The organism is Agromyces sp. CF514 (genome assembly GCF_900113185.1).
Lineage (GTDB): Bacteria > Actinomycetota > Actinomycetes > Actinomycetales > Microbacteriaceae > Agromyces.
The window spans coordinates 126258-145137 of sequence record NZ_FOZD01000003.1 but is presented as its reverse complement, the minus strand read 5'-3'; the positions used below and the strand labels follow the sequence as shown (position 1 = coordinate 145137).

Below are 18880 nucleotides of genomic sequence, written 5' to 3'. Positions count from 1 at the left end.
CATGCGCATCTTCGACCCGCACATCCACATGACCTCGCGCACCACGACCGACTACCGCGCCATGTACGACGCGGGCGTGCGCGCGCTCGTCGAGCCGTCGTTCTGGCTCGGCCAGCCGCGCACGAACGTGGGCAGCTACACCGACTACTTCGACGCGCTGATCGGGTGGGAGCGGTTCCGCGCCGCGCAGTACGGCATCCGCCATCACGCGACCATCGGCCTGAACCCGAAGGAGGCGAACGACCCGCGCTGCCGCGAGGTGCTCGACGTGCTGCCCCGCTACCTCGCCAAGGACGGCGTCGTGGCCGTCGGCGAGACGGGCTACGACTCGATGACGCCAGAGGAGGACGAGGTCTTCGCCCGCCACCTCGAGCTCGCGCTGAAGCACGGCCTGCCCGCCCTCGTGCACACGCCGCACCGCGACAAGGCCGCCGGTACGAAGCGCACGCTCGACGTCGTGCGCGAGTCCGGCCTCGCCCCCGGCATGGTCGTCGTCGACCACCTGAATGAAACGACGGTGGCGGATGTCGCCGACAGCGGGTGCTGGATGGGCTTCTCGATCTACCCCGACACCAAGATGGACGAGCACCGGTTCGTCGCGATCCTGAGGGAGTACGGCACCGAGCGGATGCTGGCGAACAGCGCCGCCGACTGGGGCCACTCCGATCCGCTGAAGACCCTCGCGACGGCGCACGCCATGCTCGACGCGGGCTTCACCGACGACGACGTCGACCTCGTGCTCTGGCGCAACCCCGTCGAGTTCTACGGGCAGAGCGGGCGGCTGAACCTCGACGCCGTGCCCGGGTTCGAGGGCGCGGGCGATGCCGGGGCGACGGATGCCGCAGGGCCGGTGTCGTCGACCTTCGAGGGCAACTCCGTGCTGCGGGGGGTGCCGGCCTGATGGAGCTCTCATACTGCACCAACGTGCACCCGGCGGAGGACCTCGACGGCGTGCTCGACCAGCTCTCGCGCTACGCCGGCCCGGCTCGCCGCGCCGCGGGCCTCGACCGGCTCGGCGTCGGCCTCTGGCTCCCCGCGCCGCTCGCGCACCGGCTCGCGACGGACTCCGCCGCACGCGACCGCCTGCGCGCCGGGCTCGAGACCGAGGGACTCGAGGTGCGCACGATCAACGCGTTCCCGTTCACCTCGTTCCACGCCGAGGTCGTGAAGCTCGACGTGTACCGCCCCGACTGGACCGACCCCCGGCGCGCCGAGTTCACGCTCGACTGCGCCCGGGTGCTCGCCGACCTGCTGCCCGAGGGCGCCGACGGCAGCATCTCGACGCTGCCGCTCGGATGGCGGTTCCCGTGGACTCCGGCAGAGGACGACCTCGCCACGGCCGCCCTCTCGCACGTCTCGGCCGAGCTGCGCGAGCTGCGCGACCGCACCGGCCGCACCATCCGCCTCGCGATCGAACCCGAGCCCGGGTGCGTGCTCGACACCGTCGACGACATCATCGGATGGCTCGCCCCGCGCCTCGGGCCGACCGCGCTCGGCCGCATCGACCCCGAGTTCGTCGGGATCTGCCTCGACACGTGCCATCTGGCGACCTCGTTCGCCGACCCGACCGAGACCGTGCGCCGGGTGGGCGCCGCCGGCATCCGGATCCCGAAGGTGCAGGCCTCTGCGGCCCTGCACATCGCAGACCCGGCCGAGCCGGCCGCACGCGAGGCCCTCGCCGCGTTCGCGGAGCCGCGCTACCTGCACCAGACGCGCGCGCTCGCGCCCGACGGCGCGGTGATCCGCGTCGACGACCTGCCCGACGCGCTCGACGAGACCGACGGGCTGCGCACCGACGGGCCATGGCGCGTGCACTTCCACGTGCCGCTGCACCTCGAGCCCGAGACGCCGCTGTCGTCGACGACCGACGTGCTGCGTCGCGCCGTCGCCGCGGTGCGAGAGCTGCCCGACGGCGACGGCGCGCACCTCGACGTCGAGACGTACACGTGGACGGTGCTTCCCGGCGGTGCGGGCGACCTCGTCGAGGGCATCGCCTCCGAGCTGCGGTGGGCTCGGGCCGAGCTGCTCGGCGACGACGCCGACCTGCGATCGGCCGAGACGGCCGGGACCGGCCGCGCCGCGGCATCCGTCGCCGAGGTCGTGGCCTCGTGACCCGGGTGCTGCTGCTCGACATCGTCGGGCTCACGTCACGCGCCCTGTCGCACATGCCGCGGCTTCGCGCCCTCGCCTCGGCCGGGGCGAGCACCCGGCTCGGAACCGTGCTGCCGGCCGTGACGTGCAGCGTGCAGTCGACCATGCTCACCGGGCTCGCGCCCGCACAGCACGGCATCGTCGGCAACGGCTGGTACCACCGCGACATCGGCGAGGTGAACCTCTGGCGCCAGCACAACGCGCTCGTCGAGGGCGAGAAGGTGTGGGAGACCGCGCGCCTGCGCGAGCCGGGCTTCACGACCGCGAACGTCGGCTGGTGGTATGCGATGGGGGCGAGCACCGACGTGACGGTCACGCCCCGCCCGATCTACCACGCCGACGGCCGCAAGTCGCCCGACGCCTACACGCGGCCGCCCGCGCTGCACGACCGGCTCGTCGGCGAGCACGGTGCGTTCCCGCTGTTCCAGTACTGGGGGCCCACCGCCTCGATCGCCTCGACACGGTGGATGGTCGAAGCGACCCGGTCGGTGCTTCGCGACGAGGCCTCCGACCTGGTGATGTCGTACCTGCCGCACCTCGACTACGACCTGCAGCGCTTCGGCCCCGACTCGCCGGAGGCCGATCGCGCCGCCGCCGAGCTCGACGCCGTGCTCGCGCCGCTGCTCGACGACGCGATCGCGGCCGGCGCGACCGTCGTCGCGGTCGCCGAGTACGGCATCGCGCCCGTCGACCGGCCCGTCGACGTCAACCGCGCGCTGCGCCGTGCCGGACTGCTCGAGGTGCACACCCAGCAGGGCCGCGAGCTGCTCGACCCGATGACCTCGCGCGCGTTCGCGGTCGCCGACCACCAGGTCGCCCACGTCTACGTGGCCGACCCGTCCGACGTGCCGCGCGTGCGCGACCTGCTCGCGGGTCTCGACGGCGTCGACGAGGTGCTCGATCGGGCGGCTCAGGCGCGCTACGGCCTCGACCACGCCCGCTCGGGAGAACTCGTGGTCGTCGCCGAACCCGGTGCCTGGTTCACCTACTACTACTGGCTCGACGACGAGCATGCGCCCGACTTCGCGCGCGGGGTCGACATCCACAAGAAGCCCGGCTACGACCCCGCCGAACTGTTCTTCGACCCCGCCGACCGGTTCGCGAAGGCGCGTGCGGGGCTCGGGCTCGTACGCAAGAAGCTCGGCCTGCGGTACTCGATGAAGGTCGTGCCGCTCGATGCGACGCACGTGCGCGGCAGCCACGGGCGCCTGCCGGAGCACGACGCCGACACCCCGCTGCTCATCTGCTCGGATGCCGGGCTGCCCTTCTGGGACACGGCGCCCGACCTCGTGCCGGCGGCCCGCGTGCGCGACCTCGTGCTCCAGGCCGCCCGCGTGCCCGAGCCCGCGGCGGCGTCATGAACGGAGCGACGGCGGGCGCGGCATCGGCAGTCGAAGTGGGACCGTCGGCGGGCGCGGTGACGGGCGCAGCCCTGGCCGAGGCAGCCGTCGAACAGGTCGTGCTGCTCGACGACGACGGCACGCCGATCGGCACGTTCGACAAGGCCCGCGTGCACGGTCTCGACACCCCGCTGCACCTCGCCTTCTCGTGCTACGGCTTCGATACAGAGGGACGGATGCTGCTGACCCGCCGCGCCCTCGCGAAGCGCACCTGGCCCGGTGTCTGGACCAACGCCTGCTGCGGGCATCCGCAGCCCGGTGAAGATCCGTCGGATGCGGTCGCCCGCCGCGTGCGCTCGGAGCTCGGTGTCGAGCCCCGCGACATCCGGCCGGTGCTGCCCGGGTTCCGCTACCGCGCCGTCGACGCGAGCGGCATGGTCGAGAACGAGGTGTGCCCGGTGTTCTTCGCCGAGCTGCCGACCGAGCTCGCGCCCGACCCCGACGAGGTCATGTCATGGGCCTGGGTCGAGCCTGGCGAGTTCCTCACGACGGCCGAGTTCGCGCCGTTCCTGCTCAGCCCGTGGAGCGTGCTGCAGGCGGCCGATTTCCGCCGGGAGGGTCTCCTCGGGGCGGTCTGACGCGCAGGACACGGGCCGTTCTCCGGATGCCGCGCCCGACACGCCGCTCCCGACGAGCGACACGCCGTCCAGCGCGGGGCTCATCCGGAGTTCGGCCGCGGGCTCGGCCGGAGCTCAGCGCAGGGTCGCCGTCATCAGCGCCGTGCGTACCTGCGCACCCACTCGTGCATGACGATCGCGGCCGCGGCGCTCGCGTTGATCGAGCGCGTCGAACCGTACTGCGTGATCTCGACGACCCGGTCGGAGGCCGCGATGGCCTCGTCGCTCAGCCCCGGCCCCTCCTGTCCGAAGAGCAGCACGCACCGCTCGGGCAGCTCGACCGCGTCGACCGGCTCGGAGCCCTCGACGTTGTCGACCGCGATGATCGGCAGGTCGTTCGCGCGAGCCCAGTCGACGAAGTCGGCGACATCCGGATGGTGCAGCACGTGCTGATAGCGGTCGGTGACCATGGCGCCGCGCTTGTTCCAGCGGCGGCGGCCGATGATGTGCACGGTCTCGGCGGCGAACGCGTTGGCCGTGCGCACGATCGAGCCGATGTTCATGTCGTGCTGCCAGTTCTCGATCGCGACGTGGAACGGATGCCGGTGCAGGTCGAGGTCGGCGACGATCGCGTCCATGCGCCAGTACCGGTACCGGTCGATCACGTTGCGGGTGTCGCCGTGTTCGAGCAGGTCGGGGTCGTAGTGCGGCTCGTCGGGCCACTCGCCGCGACCTCCGGGCCACGGCGGCACGCCGTGCGGCAGGGTGGGCTCTGGGTGCTCGGGCTCGGGGAGCTCGCGCTCCGGCCGGTCCGCGCCCTGGTGTTCGGTCACGCGCCAACGCTACCCGCGCAGGCCGACGCGCCGTCGGACGACACTTTTCGGTATGCCTAAATATTGCTAATGTTTCGGTATGCCGAAAACGCTCGACGACGAGACGACCCCGACGCGACCCCAGCCGCAGCCCCAGCCGACCGACGACACGGCGACGGATGCCGCGGGCGGCCGCCTCGCGGCATCCGCCCCTCGCCTCGCGTGGCTGATCGGGCCCGCACTCGTGGCGGGCGTCGCCTACCTCGACCCGGGCAACGTCGCGAGCAACATGACGGCCGGGGCCAAGTACGGCTACCTGCTCGTGTGGGTCGTGGTGATCGGCAACGTCATGGCGTGGCTCATCCAGTACCTGTCGGCCAAGCTCGGCGTGGTCACGGGCAAGAGCCTGCCCGAGGTGCTCGGCGAGCGCATCGGCAACCGCTGGGGGCGTCGTGCGTACTGGCTGCAGGCCGAGGCCGTCGCCATGGCCACCGACATCGCCGAGGTCATCGGCGGCGCGGTGGCGCTGAACCTCCTGTTCGGCGTGCCGCTCGTGTGGGGCGGCCTCATCACGGGCACGGTCTCGCTGGTGCTGCTCGTGATCCAGTCCAAGCGCGGTGCGCGGCCGTTCGAGTTCGTCATCATCGGGCTGCTCGTGATCATCGCCGTGGGCTTCAGCGTCGGCGTCTTCGTCGCCCCGCCCGACCCGGCCGGCGTGCTCGGCGGGCTCGTGCCGCGCTTCGAGGACGCGAACTCGGTGCTGCTCGCGGCGTCGATCCTCGGAGCGACGATCATGCCGCACGCCATCTACGCCCACTCCGCGCTCGCCCGCGACCGCTTCGCGCCCAAGCACGCGACGGAGGCCCGACGGGTTCCGACCGCGCGGCTGCTCACCGCGACCCGGTGGGACGTCACGATCGCGATGGCCATCGCCGGCACCGTGAACCTCTGCATCCTGCTGCTCGCGGCCGCGAACCTCGCGGGCGTCGCAGGCACCGACAGCCTCGAAGGGGCGCATGCCGCACTCGAGGCCTCGCTCGGGCCGATCGTGGCGACGCTCTTCGCCGTGGGCCTGCTCGCCTCGGGCCTCGCGTCGACGTCGGTCGGCGCCTACGCGGGCGCCGAGATCATGCACGGACTGCTGCACGTGCGCGTGCCCCTGATCGCCCGACGCCTCGTGACGCTCGTGCCCGCGCTCGCGATCCTCGCGCTCGGGTTCGACCCCACCGTCTCGCTCGTGCTCAGCCAGGTCGTGCTCTCGTTCGGCATCCCGTTCGCGCTGATCCCGCTCGTCTCGGTGACCGCGAAACGCGGCGTGCTCGGGCGGTTCGCGAACCACTGGGCGACGACCGCGGCCGGCATCGCGGCATCCGTCTTCCTCATTACTCTGAACGGCCTGCTGCTCTGGCTGGTGTTCACCGGAGCGTGACGGGCTCGCGCGTCTCGAGGCTCTCGCGAGTACCACGGATGCCGCCGGCAGGCGCTCAGGCGGTTGCCAGCCTTCTTCCCGGCCGGCCGGACTCCGCCGTCATCCCGGGCCTCCGCGCCAGTCGGCTGCGAGTGAATCGGCGCCGGAGCTGTCGCATGCCGGGCGCGTCGCGGCATCCGTCCAAACCGTTTCACCGGTCGCCCCGGATCGCCCCATGTGCCGGACGTGAGGGTTCCGAACCGGAACCGACCTCGGCGCACGCAGAGAAAGGGTTCATCTCATGAACACGTTCACCGCCAAGCGCACCATCATCGGCGCAGCCGCCGTCGCGGCCGCCGGACTCGCCGCCGCGGGGATCGCGGCCCCCGCCACGGCCGACGACCGCGTCGGCGACGAGACCAACGTCACCGAGTCGACCACCACGACCGACCTGCTCGGCGACACCGGGCTGCACGGCCTGACCGACGTGCTCGACCTCGGCCCGGTCTCGTTCGACGACCTCGGCTCGATCGTGAGCCGCGCGCCCATCACCGGCGGCGACGTCACCGGCGGCGATCTCTCGAACGAGAGCCCCGTCGTGGTCGCCCCCGGCGACATCGGATCGGGCAATTCGACCGGCGATATCGGCTCGGGCAACATCGTCGGCTCGGGCAACGACGTGCAGGCCCCCATCGGGTCGGGCAACCAGACGAACGTCGATCTCGGCGACGTGAGCGACCTCGTCGACACGGGCGACGTCACCGGTTCCGTCGGCGACGTGACCGGCTCGATCGGCGACGTCACGGGCAGCGACGGCGGCCTCGTGGACGACGTCACCGGCTCGGTCGACGGTCTCGTCGGCGACATCACGAGCGACCTCGACCTCGGTGGCCTGCTCGACTGACCGCACCCGGATCGGAGAGGTCGGGCCTTCGGGTCCGGCCTCTCGCCGCGCTCGTTCCCGATCACCTCCGACGGGCTGCTGCTCCGGTTGGTGCCCGCCGGGACGCGTCCCGGCGTGACCCGGCGTCACAGAACGGCGCCGCGGCGCACCTTCGCCTAGCCTGCTGGAACACCCCGACGAGGAGGCCCGATGTCCGGCTGGCGATTGCGCGAGTTCCACAACGACGACCTCGACGGCATCCTGCACCTCTGGGAGACGCAGCGGCGATCGGCCCACGAGCCCGTCTACGACCTGAGCGAGGTCATCGCCTCGTGCCAGAAGGACCACGCGATCGTGGCGGTCGCGGGCGACGAGGTCATCGGCGCGACCGTCGGACGGGCGGCGCACGACCAGGGCTGGGTCGTGTTCTTCGCGATCGCCGAGGAGTGGCGCGGCCGCGGCATCGGCTCGGCCATGCTCGCCGACCTCGAGAAGCGCATGGCGCCGCACGGGCTCACGAAGCTCTCGGCGCTCATCCCCGAGAACGAGAGCCGCGTCGACGCGTTCGCCAACCAGGGCTTCGAACTCAAGCACCAGCTGCGTTACTTCGAGCGGCGCATCCCGGTGCAGCGGCAGGAGTTGAGCTCGCTCGCCGAACTCGGCGGACGCCTGCTGCCGCGCACCCTCTGGGAGGGCGTGGCCGGCATGCGACGCGAGAAGGAGATCCTCGAGCAGCGGCTCGTACTGCCGCTCGCCGAACCCGACCTCGCCGAGCAGTACGGCGTCGTGCCGCCGCGCGCGGTCGTGCTCTTCGGTCCGCCCGGCACCGGCAAGACGACGTTCGCCAAGGCGATCGCCTCGCGTCTCGAGTGGTCGTTCGTCGAGGTGTTCCCCTCGCGCCTCGCCGCAGACCCGCGCGGCCTCGCCGGCGCGCTGCGCGAGACGTTCACGAAGATCGCCGAGCTCGAGCACGCCGTCGTGTTCATCGACGAGGTCGAGGAGATCGCCGCCCAGCGATCGGGCGAGCCCCCGTCGCCGCTGCAGGGCGTCACGAACGAGCTGCTGAAGATCATCCCCGCCTTCCGCGAGCAGCCCGGCCGCCTGCTGGTGTGCGCGACGAACTTCATCCGCGCGCTCGACACGGCCTTCCTCCGACACGGCCGGTTCGACTACGTGATCCCGATCGGCCTGCCCGACGAGGCCGCGCGCCTCGCCATCTGGCAGCGTTACGTGCCCGAGCAGGTCGCCGAGGCCGTCGACCTCGCCGTGCTCGTCGAGCGCACCGCCGGGTTCTCGCCCGCCGACATCGAGTTCGCCGCGCGCAGCGCGTCGCAGCGGGCATTCGAGGCGGCTGTCCGCCGGGGCGCGATCGACACCGGAGTCACCGGCCACGACGGTGGAACGGATGCCGCGGCGCACCCGGCCGGCCCCAGCACCGCCGACTACCTCGAGGCCATCGCGGGCACGCGCACCACTGTCTCGGCCGAGACCGCCGACGCGTTCCTCGAGGACATCGAGCGGCTGGCGCGAGTCTGACCGAGCGGCGGTGTCGGCGAGCGCCGATATGGTGAGCCGGTGACCGACCGTGCTCCGCTCACTCCCGCCGACCTCGTCGGCATGCTCGCGACCGGCGCCGACCTGCCGCGCGAGCTCGCGACGCAGCAGGAGCCCGACGCGGCATCCGCCCTGCCCGCGATCGTCGACGCACGCGGCGACCGCGTCCTCACCGACGTCGCGTACGCACGGCTCGGCGGATTCCGTCCGCTCGTGCTCGACCTGCGCGTGCCGCCCTCGGCCGGCCCGGTTCCGGTCGTGCTCTACCTGCACGGCGGGGCGTTCCGCTGGGGCAGTCACCACGACCCGCTCTTCGGCATCGCCGAGGCCCTCGCGGATGCCGGCATCGCCACCGCCTCGGCCCAGTACCGGCTCGACGGCGAGGCGCCGTTCCCCGCGTCGCTGCACGATGTGCACGCGGCCCTCCGCTGGCTGCGGGTCGTCGGGCCGGAGCTCGGCCTCGACTCCGACCGCATCGGCGTCATGGGCGAGTCGGCCGGAGGGTTCCTCGCCGTGTTCGCGGGCCTGCGTCCGCACGACCCGTCGCTCGTCGGCGAGGTCGGCCTCGTCGGCATCGAGTCCCGCGTCGACGCCGTCGTCGGCTGGTACTCGTACACGGGCTCGGTGCTCGAAGAGCATCCCGACCCCGATATCGTCTCGTGGGCGTCGCCGCGCAGCCATGTCGGCGCGCAAGCCGCGCCGATGCTGCTCCTCCACGGCGACGCCGACGAGCAGCTGTCGATGACCCACAGCTCCGACCTCGTCGTAGCGCTCACGGCAGCCGGCGTCGCAGCGCAGTTCGAGGTCGTCCCCGGCGCGGGGCACGTGTTCGAGGGCGCCGATCCGGCGCCGGTCGTCGCCCGAACGGCCGAGTTCTTCTCGGATCGGCTCGAGGCGCGGCCACGCTCCAACGGGGCCTGAACGTCGTCCGTCGGCGGCCGCGCCGACCCCGCCCGATATCCTGAACGGGATGCCAGCCACCAGCCCCGCGATCGAGGACTACCTCAAGACGGTGTACGCCCACACCGAGTGGCAGCCCGACCCGATCACGCCGAAGGTGCTCGCCGACAAGCTCGGCGTCGCCCCGTCATCCGTCACCGAGATGGTGAAGAAGATGGCGGCCAACGGGCTCATCTCGCACGTTCCCTACGGGCCGCTGCGCCTCACCGATGCGGGCCGGGCGCGCGCCCTCGCGGTCGTGCGCCGCCACCGGCTCATCGAGACCTGGCTCGTCGCCGAGATGGGCTACGAGTGGCACGAGGTGCACGACGAGGCCGAGGTGCTCGAGCACTCGCTGAGCGATCGCCTGCTCGAGGCGATCGACGCCCGGCTCGGCCGCCCGACCCGCGACCCGCACGGCGATGCGATCCCGTCGGCCTCGGGCGAGGTCGCGAGCGAGCCGTTCCTGCTGCTCTCCGAGGCGGTCACGGGGCATGCCGCACGGGTGATCCGCATCAGCGACCGAGACCCCGACGTGCTGCGCTCGCTCGCCGACTGCGGCATCGTGCCGGGCATCGAGGTGCGGGTGACGGATGCCGCGGGCGATCGCGTGACCCTGCAGGCCGCCGGCGAGGTCGCCGAACTGGCACACGAGGTCGCCGCCGCGATCTGGGTCACCGCCTGAGGCCTCGCCCGGTCGACTGCCGACCCTGATCAGTCGACTGCCGACCCTGATCAGCAGACCCGGAACCCGACCCCGATGCGGGATTCGGCGACAACTTTGCTAGCATCCCGCGGTGCGCATCCATCGCAGGACAATGGTCGTCCTCCTCGTCATCGTGCTCGTCCTCGTGACGGGGGTCATCGCCGTCTACTGGTGGCAGCGCCCGATGCTGCTCACCGGCACGGGCTATGCGGCGCACAACGCCTGCGCCGTGACCGAGGTCGGCGGCCGTGAGAACGCCGAAGACGACCTACCGCCGAACCCGCTGGTGCCGTACCTGAGCGAGTCGGTCGACGGCGATCAGACGACCGGGTCGCTGTTCGGCGTGCTCGCTGCGCAGCACGCGTGGTTCACCGAGGGCTTCGGCTGCACGCTCGACGGCGATCGACCCGATCTCGGCGAGGCGACCACGGTGGGCTCCGACGGCAACCCGTTCACCGACGCCCCGACTCCGGTCGCCGACCCGGCGCTCGACGCCGCGATGGCGCACGCGTTCGGCGACGACCTGCCTCCCGTCGTGGCCGAGGCGCTCGGCACGCGAGCGGTCGTGATCGCGAAGGACGGCGAGCTCGTCGCCGAGCGGTACGCCGACGGGTTCGACGCGACGACCCCGCAGCTCGGCTGGTCGATGTCGAAGAGCGCGACCGAGCTCATGACGGGCATGCTCGTGAAGCAGGGCGTCGTCTCGCTCGACGACGACCACCTCCGCCCCGAGTGGACCGACGGTCGCGCCGACATCACGGTCGAGCACCTGCTGCGCATGACGAGCGGCATCGAGTGGGACGAGACCTACGACCTCGGCACGCCGATCACGCAGATGCTCTACGGCGAGCACGACATGGGTGCGTACGTCGCGGGCCTGCCCCTCGAGAGCACGCCCGGCACCGTGCAGGAGTACTCGAGCGGCAGCACGACGCTGCTCTGCTCGGTGCTCGCGGAGCGCACCGGCCTCGGCGCCGACCTGCCCCGACAGAAGCTGCTCGCGCCGCTCGGACTCTCGTCGGGCGTCTTCGAACCGGATGCCGCGGGCACGCCGGTCTGCTCCTCGTACCTCTGGGCGACACCCCGTGACTGGACCGCGCTCGGCCAGTTCGCGCTGCAGGGCGGCGAATGGAACGGCGAGCAGCTGCTGCCCGAGGGCTGGATGGAGCAGACGCTCACCGTCACCGACGTCGAGCGCACCGACGACCCCGGGTACGGCATGGCCTGGCGCGTGAACGTGATGCCCGACGGCAGCCTCCGTTGGGCGAACCTGCCCGAGGACACGTTCTACGCCTCGGGCCACGACGGCCAGAAGGTCATCGTGGTGCCATCGGAGCAGCTCGTGGTCACCCGCATGGGCTTCACGCCCGAGGCCGACGACGAGGCCTCCGAGGTGCAGCTCGTGGCCGAGGCGATCGCCGCGCTGGGCTGAGCCGGCCGCGTCCGAAACGCACCGGCGGCGGGTCGCTACGCGGGCTCGGTCACGCGGACCAGGCCGCAGTTCACGCACGACCAGGCGACGAGGAAACGCTCGTCGTCGAGGATCTCGAACCTGAGCCCCTCACCGCAGGTGGGGCAGGCAGGCCTCGGCGACGCCTCACTCATCGGAGTCGGGCCATGGAGCGATGTCCACACCGTGGTTGTCGGGCGACGCGAGCGACCACCAGTACGGAGCGCGCGAATCGTCGGCGAGCCGGCCTCCGGCGGCGAGCGCCGCATCGACCCGCGCCTGGGCCTGGTCGGCCGGCACGAAGACGTCGAAGTGGCTCCGACCTCTCGCCGGGGAATCGCCGGCGATCGGATTGAACGCGAGCTGCGGCCCCGTGCGCAACGGGTCGACGGCATCGGTGTCACCGAGCGGGTCGTAGCCGAGGGCGGCCAGGAAGAACGGCCGCACGTCGGCCTGGGAGTGCTGGGCCACGTAGATGCCGACCGACTGCGCGCGCGAGGGATCGGCGGCCAGTTGCAGCTCGGCGGCGGCCTCGGACACGGCGGCCGCGAAACCGGTGGCGGCAGCGGGGATCCCGTCGAAGTTGCGATCAGGGATGCGCACGACGACGCCCTCGGGCCGCACGTCGACGTCGGGCAGCACGCCGAACCGTTCGGCGGCCGCGACGACCGGGGTGACGAGGCCCGCCGCCTGCGCGAGGGAGGTCGCCGTGAAGACGGCCTGCGGACCCGTGCCGGTCACTCGCCAATCGGAGACCCCGGGCGCTCGGTGGAACTCGGCCGCTGAGATGCTGTCGGATCCACTCGTCGACTCGCCCATGGAGCACTCCCTCGAAGACGGTTGCAGGCCTGCCTCTGACGGGCGAGGCCCCGGAGGGACTCCACGGTACTCGTGGCATCCGACATCCGCTCGTGCGGGCGAGATCGGCTCGCGTGCGACATCCGCTCGTCCGAAGATGCGAACCGACCCTCCCGCTTCCGGGCATCGTCATGCACCATTGAGGGATGGGAGCCGCAGGAACCCGAACCGTCCCCGAACCGACCGACGAGCAGTGGTCGCGGATGCTGCGCTACGGCGTCGCGACGCCGACGCAGCCCGGCGACGTGCTCTTCGCCGCGGGCGATCGCTGGTACGACCTGATCCTCGTGGAGTCGGGCACCGTCGACATCGTGCGCGAGCCGCTCAAGTGGATCGCCGAGACCCGCATCGCGACGCTCGGCCCACGCAGCTTCGCAGGCGAGCTGGGCCTGCTGAACGGGCAGCGCGCGTTCCTGACGGCGCGCGTCGCCGAAGCGGGCCAGGTGCACCGCATCGACCACGAGGCGTTGCAGCGCCTGATGGCCGAAGACGACGAGCTGTGCGACCTCATGCTGCGCACGCTCTGGGCGAGGCGCGAGCAGTTGCGAAGCGGTCCGGCGGCCTGGACGCTCAAGATCGTCGGCTCCGGGCGCTCGCGCGAAGCGGTGGCGCTGCGTCGCTACGCCGAACGGCTCGACCTCGTGCACACGTGGGCCGACGTCGACGACCCCGAAGTCGCGACCGCGTACGCGAGGCACGGGTTCTCGCTCGACGACCTTCCGGTCGCGATCGTGCAGGGCGAGAACGTGCCGAACGCGACGCCGGGCCAGCTCGCCGAGATCCTGGGCCTCGCCTATGCCGCCGAAGACGACGCCGCGGTCGACCTCGCCGTCGTCGGAGCGGGGCCGGCGGGGCTCGCCGCCGCGATCTACGGCGCCTCAGAAGGGCTGCAGACCGTGCTGCTCGACTCGGTCGCGCCGGGCGGGCAGTCGTCGTCGACCTCGCGCATCGAGAACTACCTCGGCTTCCCGTTCGGCGTGAGCGGCGACGACCTCACCGCGCAGGCGTCGCTGCAGGCCATCAAGTTCGGCGTGCACGTCATCGCGCCGTGCGAGGCGGTGCGGCTGGCCTCCGACGGCGGTGCGCTCGACCTCGAGCTCGCCGACGGGGCCGTGGTGCGGGCCCGGGCAGTCATCATCACGACCGGCGTCGCCTACCGCTCGCTGCCGCTCGAGCGGTGGAAGGAGTTCGAGGGTGCCGGCATCCACTACGCCGCCTCGGCGCTCGAGCTGCGTCAGGTCGCAGGCGGCGAGGTCGTGGTCGTCGGCGGCGCGAACTCCGCCGGGCAGGCGGCCCTCGCCCTCGCCTCGAACGGATGCCGCGTGCGGCTCGTGGTGCGCTCCGACGACCTCGGGCGGCAGATGTCGAGCTACCTCGTCGACCGCATCACCGAGGATCCGCGCATCGACGTGCACACCGGGACGCAGGTCAGCGCGCTCGAGGGAGACGAGCGCCTCGAGCGGGTCGCCCTCGACGGCGGAACCACGCAGACCGTCGAGTGCCGCGGCCTGTTCTGCTTCATCGGCGCCGAACCCGCGACCGACTGGCTCGCGGACCTCGAGCGCGACGAGGGGGGCTTCGTGCACACGGGTGCCGACGTGGTCGGCCTCGACGACGCCTGGCGTGCGCTCGACCGCATGCCGTTGCCGTTCGAGACCTCGATCCCCCGGGTCTTCGCCGCTGGCGACGTGCGTCGGGGGTCGATGAAGCGCGTGGCCGCCGCGGTCGGCGAAGGTTCGAGCGCCGTCGCGTCGGTGCACCGGGCGCTCGCGGCCGCGGAGGTGTTCGCATGAGCGAGCCCGCGCCGCCGCCGTCGGGAACCGGCTGCGACGCCTGCATCGACGGCGGCGGATGGTGGTTCCACCTGCGTCGCTGCATCGACTGCGGCAACATCGGATGCTGCGACTCGTCGATCGCGCAGCACGCACGCCGTCACTCCGAGCAGACCGGCCACGCGGTCGCGACCTCGTTCGAGCCCGGCGAGCACTGGTTCTGGGACTACGCGGCCGAGACCTCGGCGCCCTCCGTTCCGCTCAGTCCCCCGTTCTCGCGACCCGAAGACCAATCGGCGCCCGGGCCCGACGGGCGCGTGCCCGCGGAATGGCGTTCGTTGCTGCACTGACGTGCAGGCGAGCGGATGCCTCGGGCCGTGCACGAGCCGACCGCGCCCGCCCTCGGCATCCGCTCGCCTCATCGCCGTCATCGGGCCGTGACCTTCGAGACATAGGCTGGGCGCATGGGACGACGCGATGAAGTCGAGTGCTGGCTGACCGACATGGACGGCGTGCTCGTGCACGAGAACCACGCCCTGCCGGGCGCCGCGAAGCTGCTGCAGCAGTGGGAGGACTCGGGCACGCCCTACCTCGTGCTCACGAACAACTCGATCTTCACGGCGCGCGACCTGTCCGCGCGGCTGCGGGCCAGCGGCCTCAAGGTGCCCGAGGACCGCATCTGGACCTCGGCGCTCGCGACGGCCGACTTCCTGAAGTCGCAGCTGCCGGGCGGCTCCGCGTTCGTCATCGGCGAGGCCGGCATCACGACCGCCCTGCACGAGGCCGGGTTCATCATGACCGAGACGAACCCCGACTACGTCGTCGTCGGCGAGACCCGCAACTACTCGTTCGAGGCCATCACCAAGGCGATCCGCCTCATCGGCGGCGGCGCGCGGTTCATCGTCACGAACCCCGACGCGACCGGCCCGTCGGCCGACGGCCCCCTGCCCGCGACGGGCGCGATCGCCGCGCTCATCACGAAGGCCACGGGCATGGAGCCCTACGTGGTCGGCAAGCCGAACCCGATGATGTTCCGCTCGGCGCTGAACAAGATCGGTGCGCACTCCGAGAACACGGCGATGATCGGCGACCGCATGGACACCGACATCGTCGCGGGCATCGAGGCCGGCCTGCACACCGTGCTCGTGCTCACGGGCATCAGCGACCAGGCCGAGATCGAGAAGTACCCCTTCCGACCCGACGAGATCCTCGACGGCGTGCACGAGCTGCTTCGCAAGGACGCCATCGAGACCGAGCTCTGACCGAGATCGCCCAGGAGGACGCCATGATCGAACTCACCGACATCGACCTCGATGAAGACGGCGAGCTGAGCGCCGTCGTCGCGCTGCCCGGCGATCGCCAGGCGGCGGTGCTCTTCGCGCTCGACGCCGACGAGCAGCTCGACGGCGATGAGATGCTCGCCATCGCGCAGCGCGCGCTGGTGGCGCTCACCGGCGAGGTGCTCGACCGTCTCGAAGACGAGATCGTGCACGAGCTCGTCGACGCCGATTTCGAGGGCGACGCGGACTCGCCCGAGGCATCCGACTACGCACTGCTCGCCGATGAGCTCGACCTGCAGGGCGCGATCGTCTCGAGCGATGCGACGCTCGTGCTCGTCTACGACGCACCGACGCAGTACCCGACCCTCGCGATCTACGCCGAGCTCGACGACGCCCTCGAGATCGAGGTGCTGAGCATCGCCGAGCCCGACGAAGACGACGAATCCGCCGATGACGACGAAGAGGTCGAGCAGGGCGACTGACCGCTCGACCGCATGCCTCAGGCTGCGTCGGCGTCCCTCCCGGGGAACCGCAGCGGCGGAACCGGCACGTCGAGATTCGCGCCGCCGCGATAGCGGGCGGCGATGTGCGTGTCGGGCAGTCGGTCGCCGCGCCCGAACAGCCGATCGCGCAGGCTGGTGGCCGCGGCATCCGACGGGTCCGGAAGTCGGCCGCGCCGGCGCAGCTCGGGCACGACCAGCTCGGCGAAGTCCTGCGCCGTGCCGAACGAGTGGTACTGCCGCAGGTTGATGCCGTCGATGCCGTCCTCGTCGAGCCAGCGCTCGATCTCGTCGGCCACGGTCTTCGGCGTGCCGACCACGTGGAAGCGCTCGCGACGGCCGCCGACCAGCCCGTCGAGCAGCTGCCCGACGGTGAGGTGCAGCGGCAGGAACGACGAGCGCTCGAGCACCTTGCCCGACCGCTCGATCGCCTCGGCGACGGTGATGTCGCGGGGCGCGAGGGTGAGGTCGACGGGCAGGCTCGCGTGCGCGAGGTAGCCGTCGACGCTCGCGAACTCCTGGTACAGCCGCCACTTGTCGGCGGCCTCCTCCTCGGTTCGCCCGACGACCACGACGGCGCTGGCGATGAACTTCACGTCGTCGGCGCCGCGGCCGTTGCGCACGGCGGCATCCCGCATCGTCTGCCGGTTCGCGCGGAACTCCTCGGTCGTGCGCCCGCCCGTGAACACGAGCTCGGCGTGCCGCCCCGCGAACTCCGTGCCGGCCGGGGATCCCGTCGCCTGGAACAGCACGGGCGTGCGCTGCCGCGACGGGTGCACGATGTGCGGCCCGGCGACACGGTGCGTCTCGCCGACGTGGTCGATGTAGCGCACCTTCGACGGGTCGGTCGCGATGCGGCGCTCGCGGTCGTAGACCACGGCGTCGTCGTCCCACGAGCCCTCCCAGAGCTTGTAGAGCACGTCGAGGTACTCGTCGGCCAGCTCGTACCGCCGGTCGTGCGGGATCTCGCCCTCGAGGCCGAAGTTGCGCGCCGCGTTCGGCAGGTAGCTCGTCACGATGTTCCAGCCGAACCGGCCCTTCGTGAGGTGGTCGAGGGTCGACGCGCGCCGGGCGAACGCGAACGGCGGCTCGTACGTGGTCGAGAACGTCACGCCGAAACCGAGCCGCTTCGTGACGGCCGCCATCGCGGGCACGAGCAGCAGCGGGTCGAGGTTCGGGCTCTGCAGGCCCTCGCGGAGCGCCGTCTCGGGGCCGTCGCGGAACACGTCGTACGCGCCGATCACGTCGGCGAGGAAGACGGCGTCGAACCCGCCCTCCTCGAGGATCCCGGCGAGCTCGGTCCAGTACTCGAGCTCGTCGAACCGGTGGCGGTTGTTGCCGGGCAGCGGCCACAGCCCGTGCGAGATGTGGCTGATGCAGGCCATCTCGAAGAGGTTCAGGATGAGCTGCTTCTTCTCGGTCATGCGGATTCCCCGTTCGTCCCGGCGACTGCGGGCGCCGGGGTGTAGATGCTGAGCGGATCGGCGTCGTTCAGGTAGAAGTCGCCGAGCACGCGCTCCTTGTAGATGCGCGGGTTGTGCGAGGTCAGGGTGCGGGCGTTCCGCCAGTGCCGGTCGAGCGCGGCGGAGCGCTGCACGCCCGACGAGCCGAGGGCGTCGAACAGCAGGGTCGAGGCCTGGAGGGCGGCCTCGGCGACCGCGACCTGCGCCTCGTAGACGGCGACGGCGGCCGCGCGTGCGGCGTCCTGCACGTGTTCGTCGGCGGGTTCGTCCCGATCCGATCCGACCGCTGCCACGACTGCGTCGAGAGCGCGTGCTCCACGGGCGACGGATGCCTCGGCGAGGCCCGCGAGGGCCGCGATCCGCCCGACGACCTGCTGCACCTGGGCATCCTCGCGAGGCCGTTCTGCGAGCGCGTGCGGATACGACCTGGCGCGTGCCCGCACGGACTCGACCGCGTCGGCCCGCGCTGCACGCGCGACGCCCGCGAGGGCCGCGACCAGCACCAGCTGGTAGACCGCCTCCTGCGAGATGAACCGGTCCGTGAATTCGAGCACGGCGTCTTCGTCCACCGCCACGTCGCGCAGGCGCGTGGTCCCGCTGCCGGTCGCGCGCTGGCCGAAGCCGGTCCAGTCGTCGACGAGCTCGAGGCCCTCGCTGCGGGCGTCGACGAGCGCGATCCTGAGCTCGCCATCCTCGGCGAGCGCCAGCACGCCCACGTGGTCTGCGTAGATCGACCCCGTGCTGTAGTACTTCGTACCGTTCAGCAGCAGGCGACCGTCGACGCGTTCGAGACGGGTGTCTCCGAGGATCGAGGTGGTCCCGGTCTCCGACCAGGCGCCGCCGATCACGGCGCCGTCGGCGATGCGCGCCAGCCAGGCGTGGTCGCGCCCCGAGCCGCCGGCGAGGCGATCCTCGACGAACGCGATGTGATTGCGCCAGAGCTGCGGCTGGTTCGGGTCCGCGGCCGCGAGGTCGACGAGCACCTCGAAGAACTCCGCGACGCTCAATCCCGCGCCACCCTCCTCGACCGGCACGCGCAGCGCCCCGAAGCCCGCCTCGGCGAGCGCTCGGGTCTCGGCGAACGGGCGCGTGCCGTCCAGTTCGTGCGACACCGCGCTCTGCGCGATAGGGGCCAGCACGGGAGCGA

The 18880-nt window shown here is 71.9% G+C and carries 18 protein-coding genes; 14 read left to right on the top strand and 4 right to left on the bottom strand.

The features are described from left to right. The first annotated feature begins 1 nt into the window (after position 1). Genes BM342_RS18720 through idi form a run of 4 tightly spaced genes read left to right on the top strand, consistent with a single transcriptional unit; the run spans position 2 to position 4129 of the window. A complete protein-coding gene (locus BM342_RS18720; protein ID WP_092969122.1) occupies positions 2-901 on the top strand; it encodes a TatD family hydrolase in 900 nt (299 codons plus the stop codon). Continuing rightward, the gene (gene eboE, locus BM342_RS18715) at positions 901-2112 is read left to right on the top strand and encodes a metabolite traffic protein EboE (protein WP_092969119.1); all 1212 of its coding nucleotides are present in this window, start codon (positions 901-903) and stop codon (positions 2110-2112) included. Before BM342_RS18720 ends, eboE begins: the two co-directional genes overlap by 1 nt. After that, complete coding sequence (locus BM342_RS18710; protein ID WP_092969116.1) at positions 2109-3512, top strand: alkaline phosphatase family protein; 1404 nt, start codon at positions 2109-2111, stop codon at positions 3510-3512. Before eboE ends, BM342_RS18710 begins: the two co-directional genes overlap by 4 nt. After that, positions 3509-4129, top strand: a complete 621-nt coding sequence (gene idi / locus BM342_RS18705; protein ID WP_092969113.1) for an isopentenyl-diphosphate Delta-isomerase — start codon at positions 3509-3511, stop codon at positions 4127-4129. Before BM342_RS18710 ends, idi begins: the two co-directional genes overlap by 4 nt. A gap of 134 nt (positions 4130-4263) precedes the next feature. Here the strand turns inward: idi and BM342_RS18700 are convergent, their stop codons facing one another. Beyond that, on the bottom strand, positions 4264-4941 hold the full coding sequence (locus BM342_RS18700; protein WP_092969110.1) for a TrmH family RNA methyltransferase: 678 nt from the start codon (positions 4939-4941) through the stop codon (positions 4264-4266). A gap of 79 nt (positions 4942-5020) precedes the next feature. On the opposite strand from BM342_RS18700, the gene BM342_RS18695 reads away from it, so the two are divergent. From BM342_RS18695 to BM342_RS18670, 6 genes are all read left to right on the top strand, one after another. Then, positions 5021-6349, top strand: a complete 1329-nt coding sequence (locus tag BM342_RS18695; RefSeq protein ID WP_092969107.1) for an Nramp family divalent metal transporter — start codon at positions 5021-5023, stop codon at positions 6347-6349. A gap of 280 nt (positions 6350-6629) precedes the next feature. After that, entirely contained in the window at positions 6630-7232 is a 603-nt protein-coding gene (locus tag BM342_RS18690; RefSeq protein WP_092969104.1) for a hypothetical protein, read from the top strand. A 189-nt stretch (positions 7233-7421) separates the two neighbouring features. Next, positions 7422-8747: an ATP-binding protein gene (locus BM342_RS18685; protein ID WP_092969101.1), complete on the top strand. Its 1326-nt coding sequence runs from the start codon at positions 7422-7424 to the stop codon at positions 8745-8747. Positions 8748-8786: 39 nt separating this feature from the next. Then, positions 8787-9686 carry an alpha/beta hydrolase gene (locus BM342_RS18680; protein WP_218154972.1) on the top strand — a complete coding sequence of 300 codons (900 nt, stop codon included), beginning with the start codon at positions 8787-8789 and terminating at the stop codon, positions 9684-9686. 49 nt (positions 9687-9735) lie between these two features. Then, the gene (locus tag BM342_RS18675; protein ID WP_092969098.1) at positions 9736-10389 is read left to right on the top strand and encodes a metal-dependent transcriptional regulator; all 654 of its coding nucleotides are present in this window, start codon (positions 9736-9738) and stop codon (positions 10387-10389) included. 133 nt (positions 10390-10522) lie between these two features. After that, positions 10523-11842 (top strand): serine hydrolase domain-containing protein, encoded by a 1320-nt coding sequence (locus BM342_RS18670; RefSeq protein ID WP_092969095.1) that lies wholly within the window; start codon positions 10523-10525, stop codon positions 11840-11842. Between the two features lie 165 nt (positions 11843-12007). Here BM342_RS18670 and BM342_RS18665 read toward each other — a convergent pair whose 3' ends face one another. Further along, entirely contained in the window at positions 12008-12601 is a 594-nt protein-coding gene (locus tag BM342_RS18665) for a VOC family protein (RefSeq protein ID WP_255368960.1), read from the bottom strand. A 263-nt stretch (positions 12602-12864) separates the two neighbouring features. Between BM342_RS18665 and BM342_RS18660 the strand changes: the two genes are divergently transcribed. The 4 genes from BM342_RS18660 (at position 12865) to BM342_RS18645 (ending at position 16252) form a co-directional block, all read left to right on the top strand. After that, complete coding sequence (locus BM342_RS18660; protein WP_092969089.1) at positions 12865-14511, top strand: FAD-dependent oxidoreductase; 1647 nt, start codon at positions 12865-12867, stop codon at positions 14509-14511. Beyond that, positions 14508-14840: a UBP-type zinc finger domain-containing protein gene (locus BM342_RS18655; RefSeq protein WP_092969087.1), complete on the top strand. Its 333-nt coding sequence runs from the start codon at positions 14508-14510 to the stop codon at positions 14838-14840. The genes BM342_RS18660 and BM342_RS18655 overlap by 4 nt, the downstream gene beginning before the upstream one ends. Positions 14841-14954: 114 nt before the next feature. Beyond that, complete coding sequence (locus BM342_RS18650) at positions 14955-15752, top strand: HAD-IIA family hydrolase (RefSeq protein ID WP_092969085.1); 798 nt, start codon at positions 14955-14957, stop codon at positions 15750-15752. 23 nt (positions 15753-15775) lie between these two features. Further along, positions 15776-16252, top strand: a complete 477-nt coding sequence (locus BM342_RS18645; protein WP_092969083.1) for a hypothetical protein — start codon at positions 15776-15778, stop codon at positions 16250-16252. Positions 16253-16269: 17 nt separating this feature from the next. On the opposite strand, the gene BM342_RS18640 is transcribed toward BM342_RS18645, so the two are convergent. Beyond that, the gene (locus tag BM342_RS18640) at positions 16270-17694 is read right to left on the bottom strand and encodes an NtaA/DmoA family FMN-dependent monooxygenase (RefSeq protein ID WP_092969081.1); all 1425 of its coding nucleotides are present in this window, start codon (positions 17692-17694) and stop codon (positions 16270-16272) included. Then, positions 17691-18845 (bottom strand): acyl-CoA dehydrogenase family protein, encoded by a 1155-nt coding sequence (locus BM342_RS18635; protein ID WP_143109938.1) that lies wholly within the window; start codon positions 18843-18845, stop codon positions 17691-17693. The genes BM342_RS18640 and BM342_RS18635 overlap by 4 nt, the downstream gene beginning before the upstream one ends. Positions 18846-18880 lie beyond the last annotated feature (35 nt).

Coding starts and splice junctions, on each gene's coding strand:
- BM342_RS18720 (WP_092969122.1), top strand. CDS start 2: ATGCGCATCTTCGACCCGCACATCCACATGACCTCGCGCACCACGACC.
- eboE (WP_092969119.1), top strand. CDS start 901: ATGGAGCTCTCATACTGCACCAACGTGCACCCGGCGGAGGACCTCGAC.
- idi (WP_092969113.1), top strand. CDS start 3,509: ATGAACGGAGCGACGGCGGGCGCGGCATCGGCAGTCGAAGTGGGACCG.
- BM342_RS18695 (WP_092969107.1), top strand. CDS start 5,021: ATGCCGAAAACGCTCGACGACGAGACGACCCCGACGCGACCCCAGCCG.
- BM342_RS18690 (WP_092969104.1), top strand. CDS start 6,630: ATGAACACGTTCACCGCCAAGCGCACCATCATCGGCGCAGCCGCCGTC.
- BM342_RS18685 (WP_092969101.1), top strand. CDS start 7,422: ATGTCCGGCTGGCGATTGCGCGAGTTCCACAACGACGACCTCGACGGC.
- BM342_RS18675 (WP_092969098.1), top strand. CDS start 9,736: ATGCCAGCCACCAGCCCCGCGATCGAGGACTACCTCAAGACGGTGTAC.
- BM342_RS18670 (WP_092969095.1), top strand. CDS start 10,523: ATGGTCGTCCTCCTCGTCATCGTGCTCGTCCTCGTGACGGGGGTCATC.
- BM342_RS18660 (WP_092969089.1), top strand. CDS start 12,865: ATGGGAGCCGCAGGAACCCGAACCGTCCCCGAACCGACCGACGAGCAG.
- BM342_RS18655 (WP_092969087.1), top strand. CDS start 14,508: ATGAGCGAGCCCGCGCCGCCGCCGTCGGGAACCGGCTGCGACGCCTGC.
- BM342_RS18650 (WP_092969085.1), top strand. CDS start 14,955: ATGGGACGACGCGATGAAGTCGAGTGCTGGCTGACCGACATGGACGGC.
- BM342_RS18645 (WP_092969083.1), top strand. CDS start 15,776: ATGATCGAACTCACCGACATCGACCTCGATGAAGACGGCGAGCTGAGC.
- BM342_RS18640 (WP_092969081.1), bottom strand. CDS start 17,694: ATGACCGAGAAGAAGCAGCTCATCCTGAACCTCTTCGAGATGGCCTGC.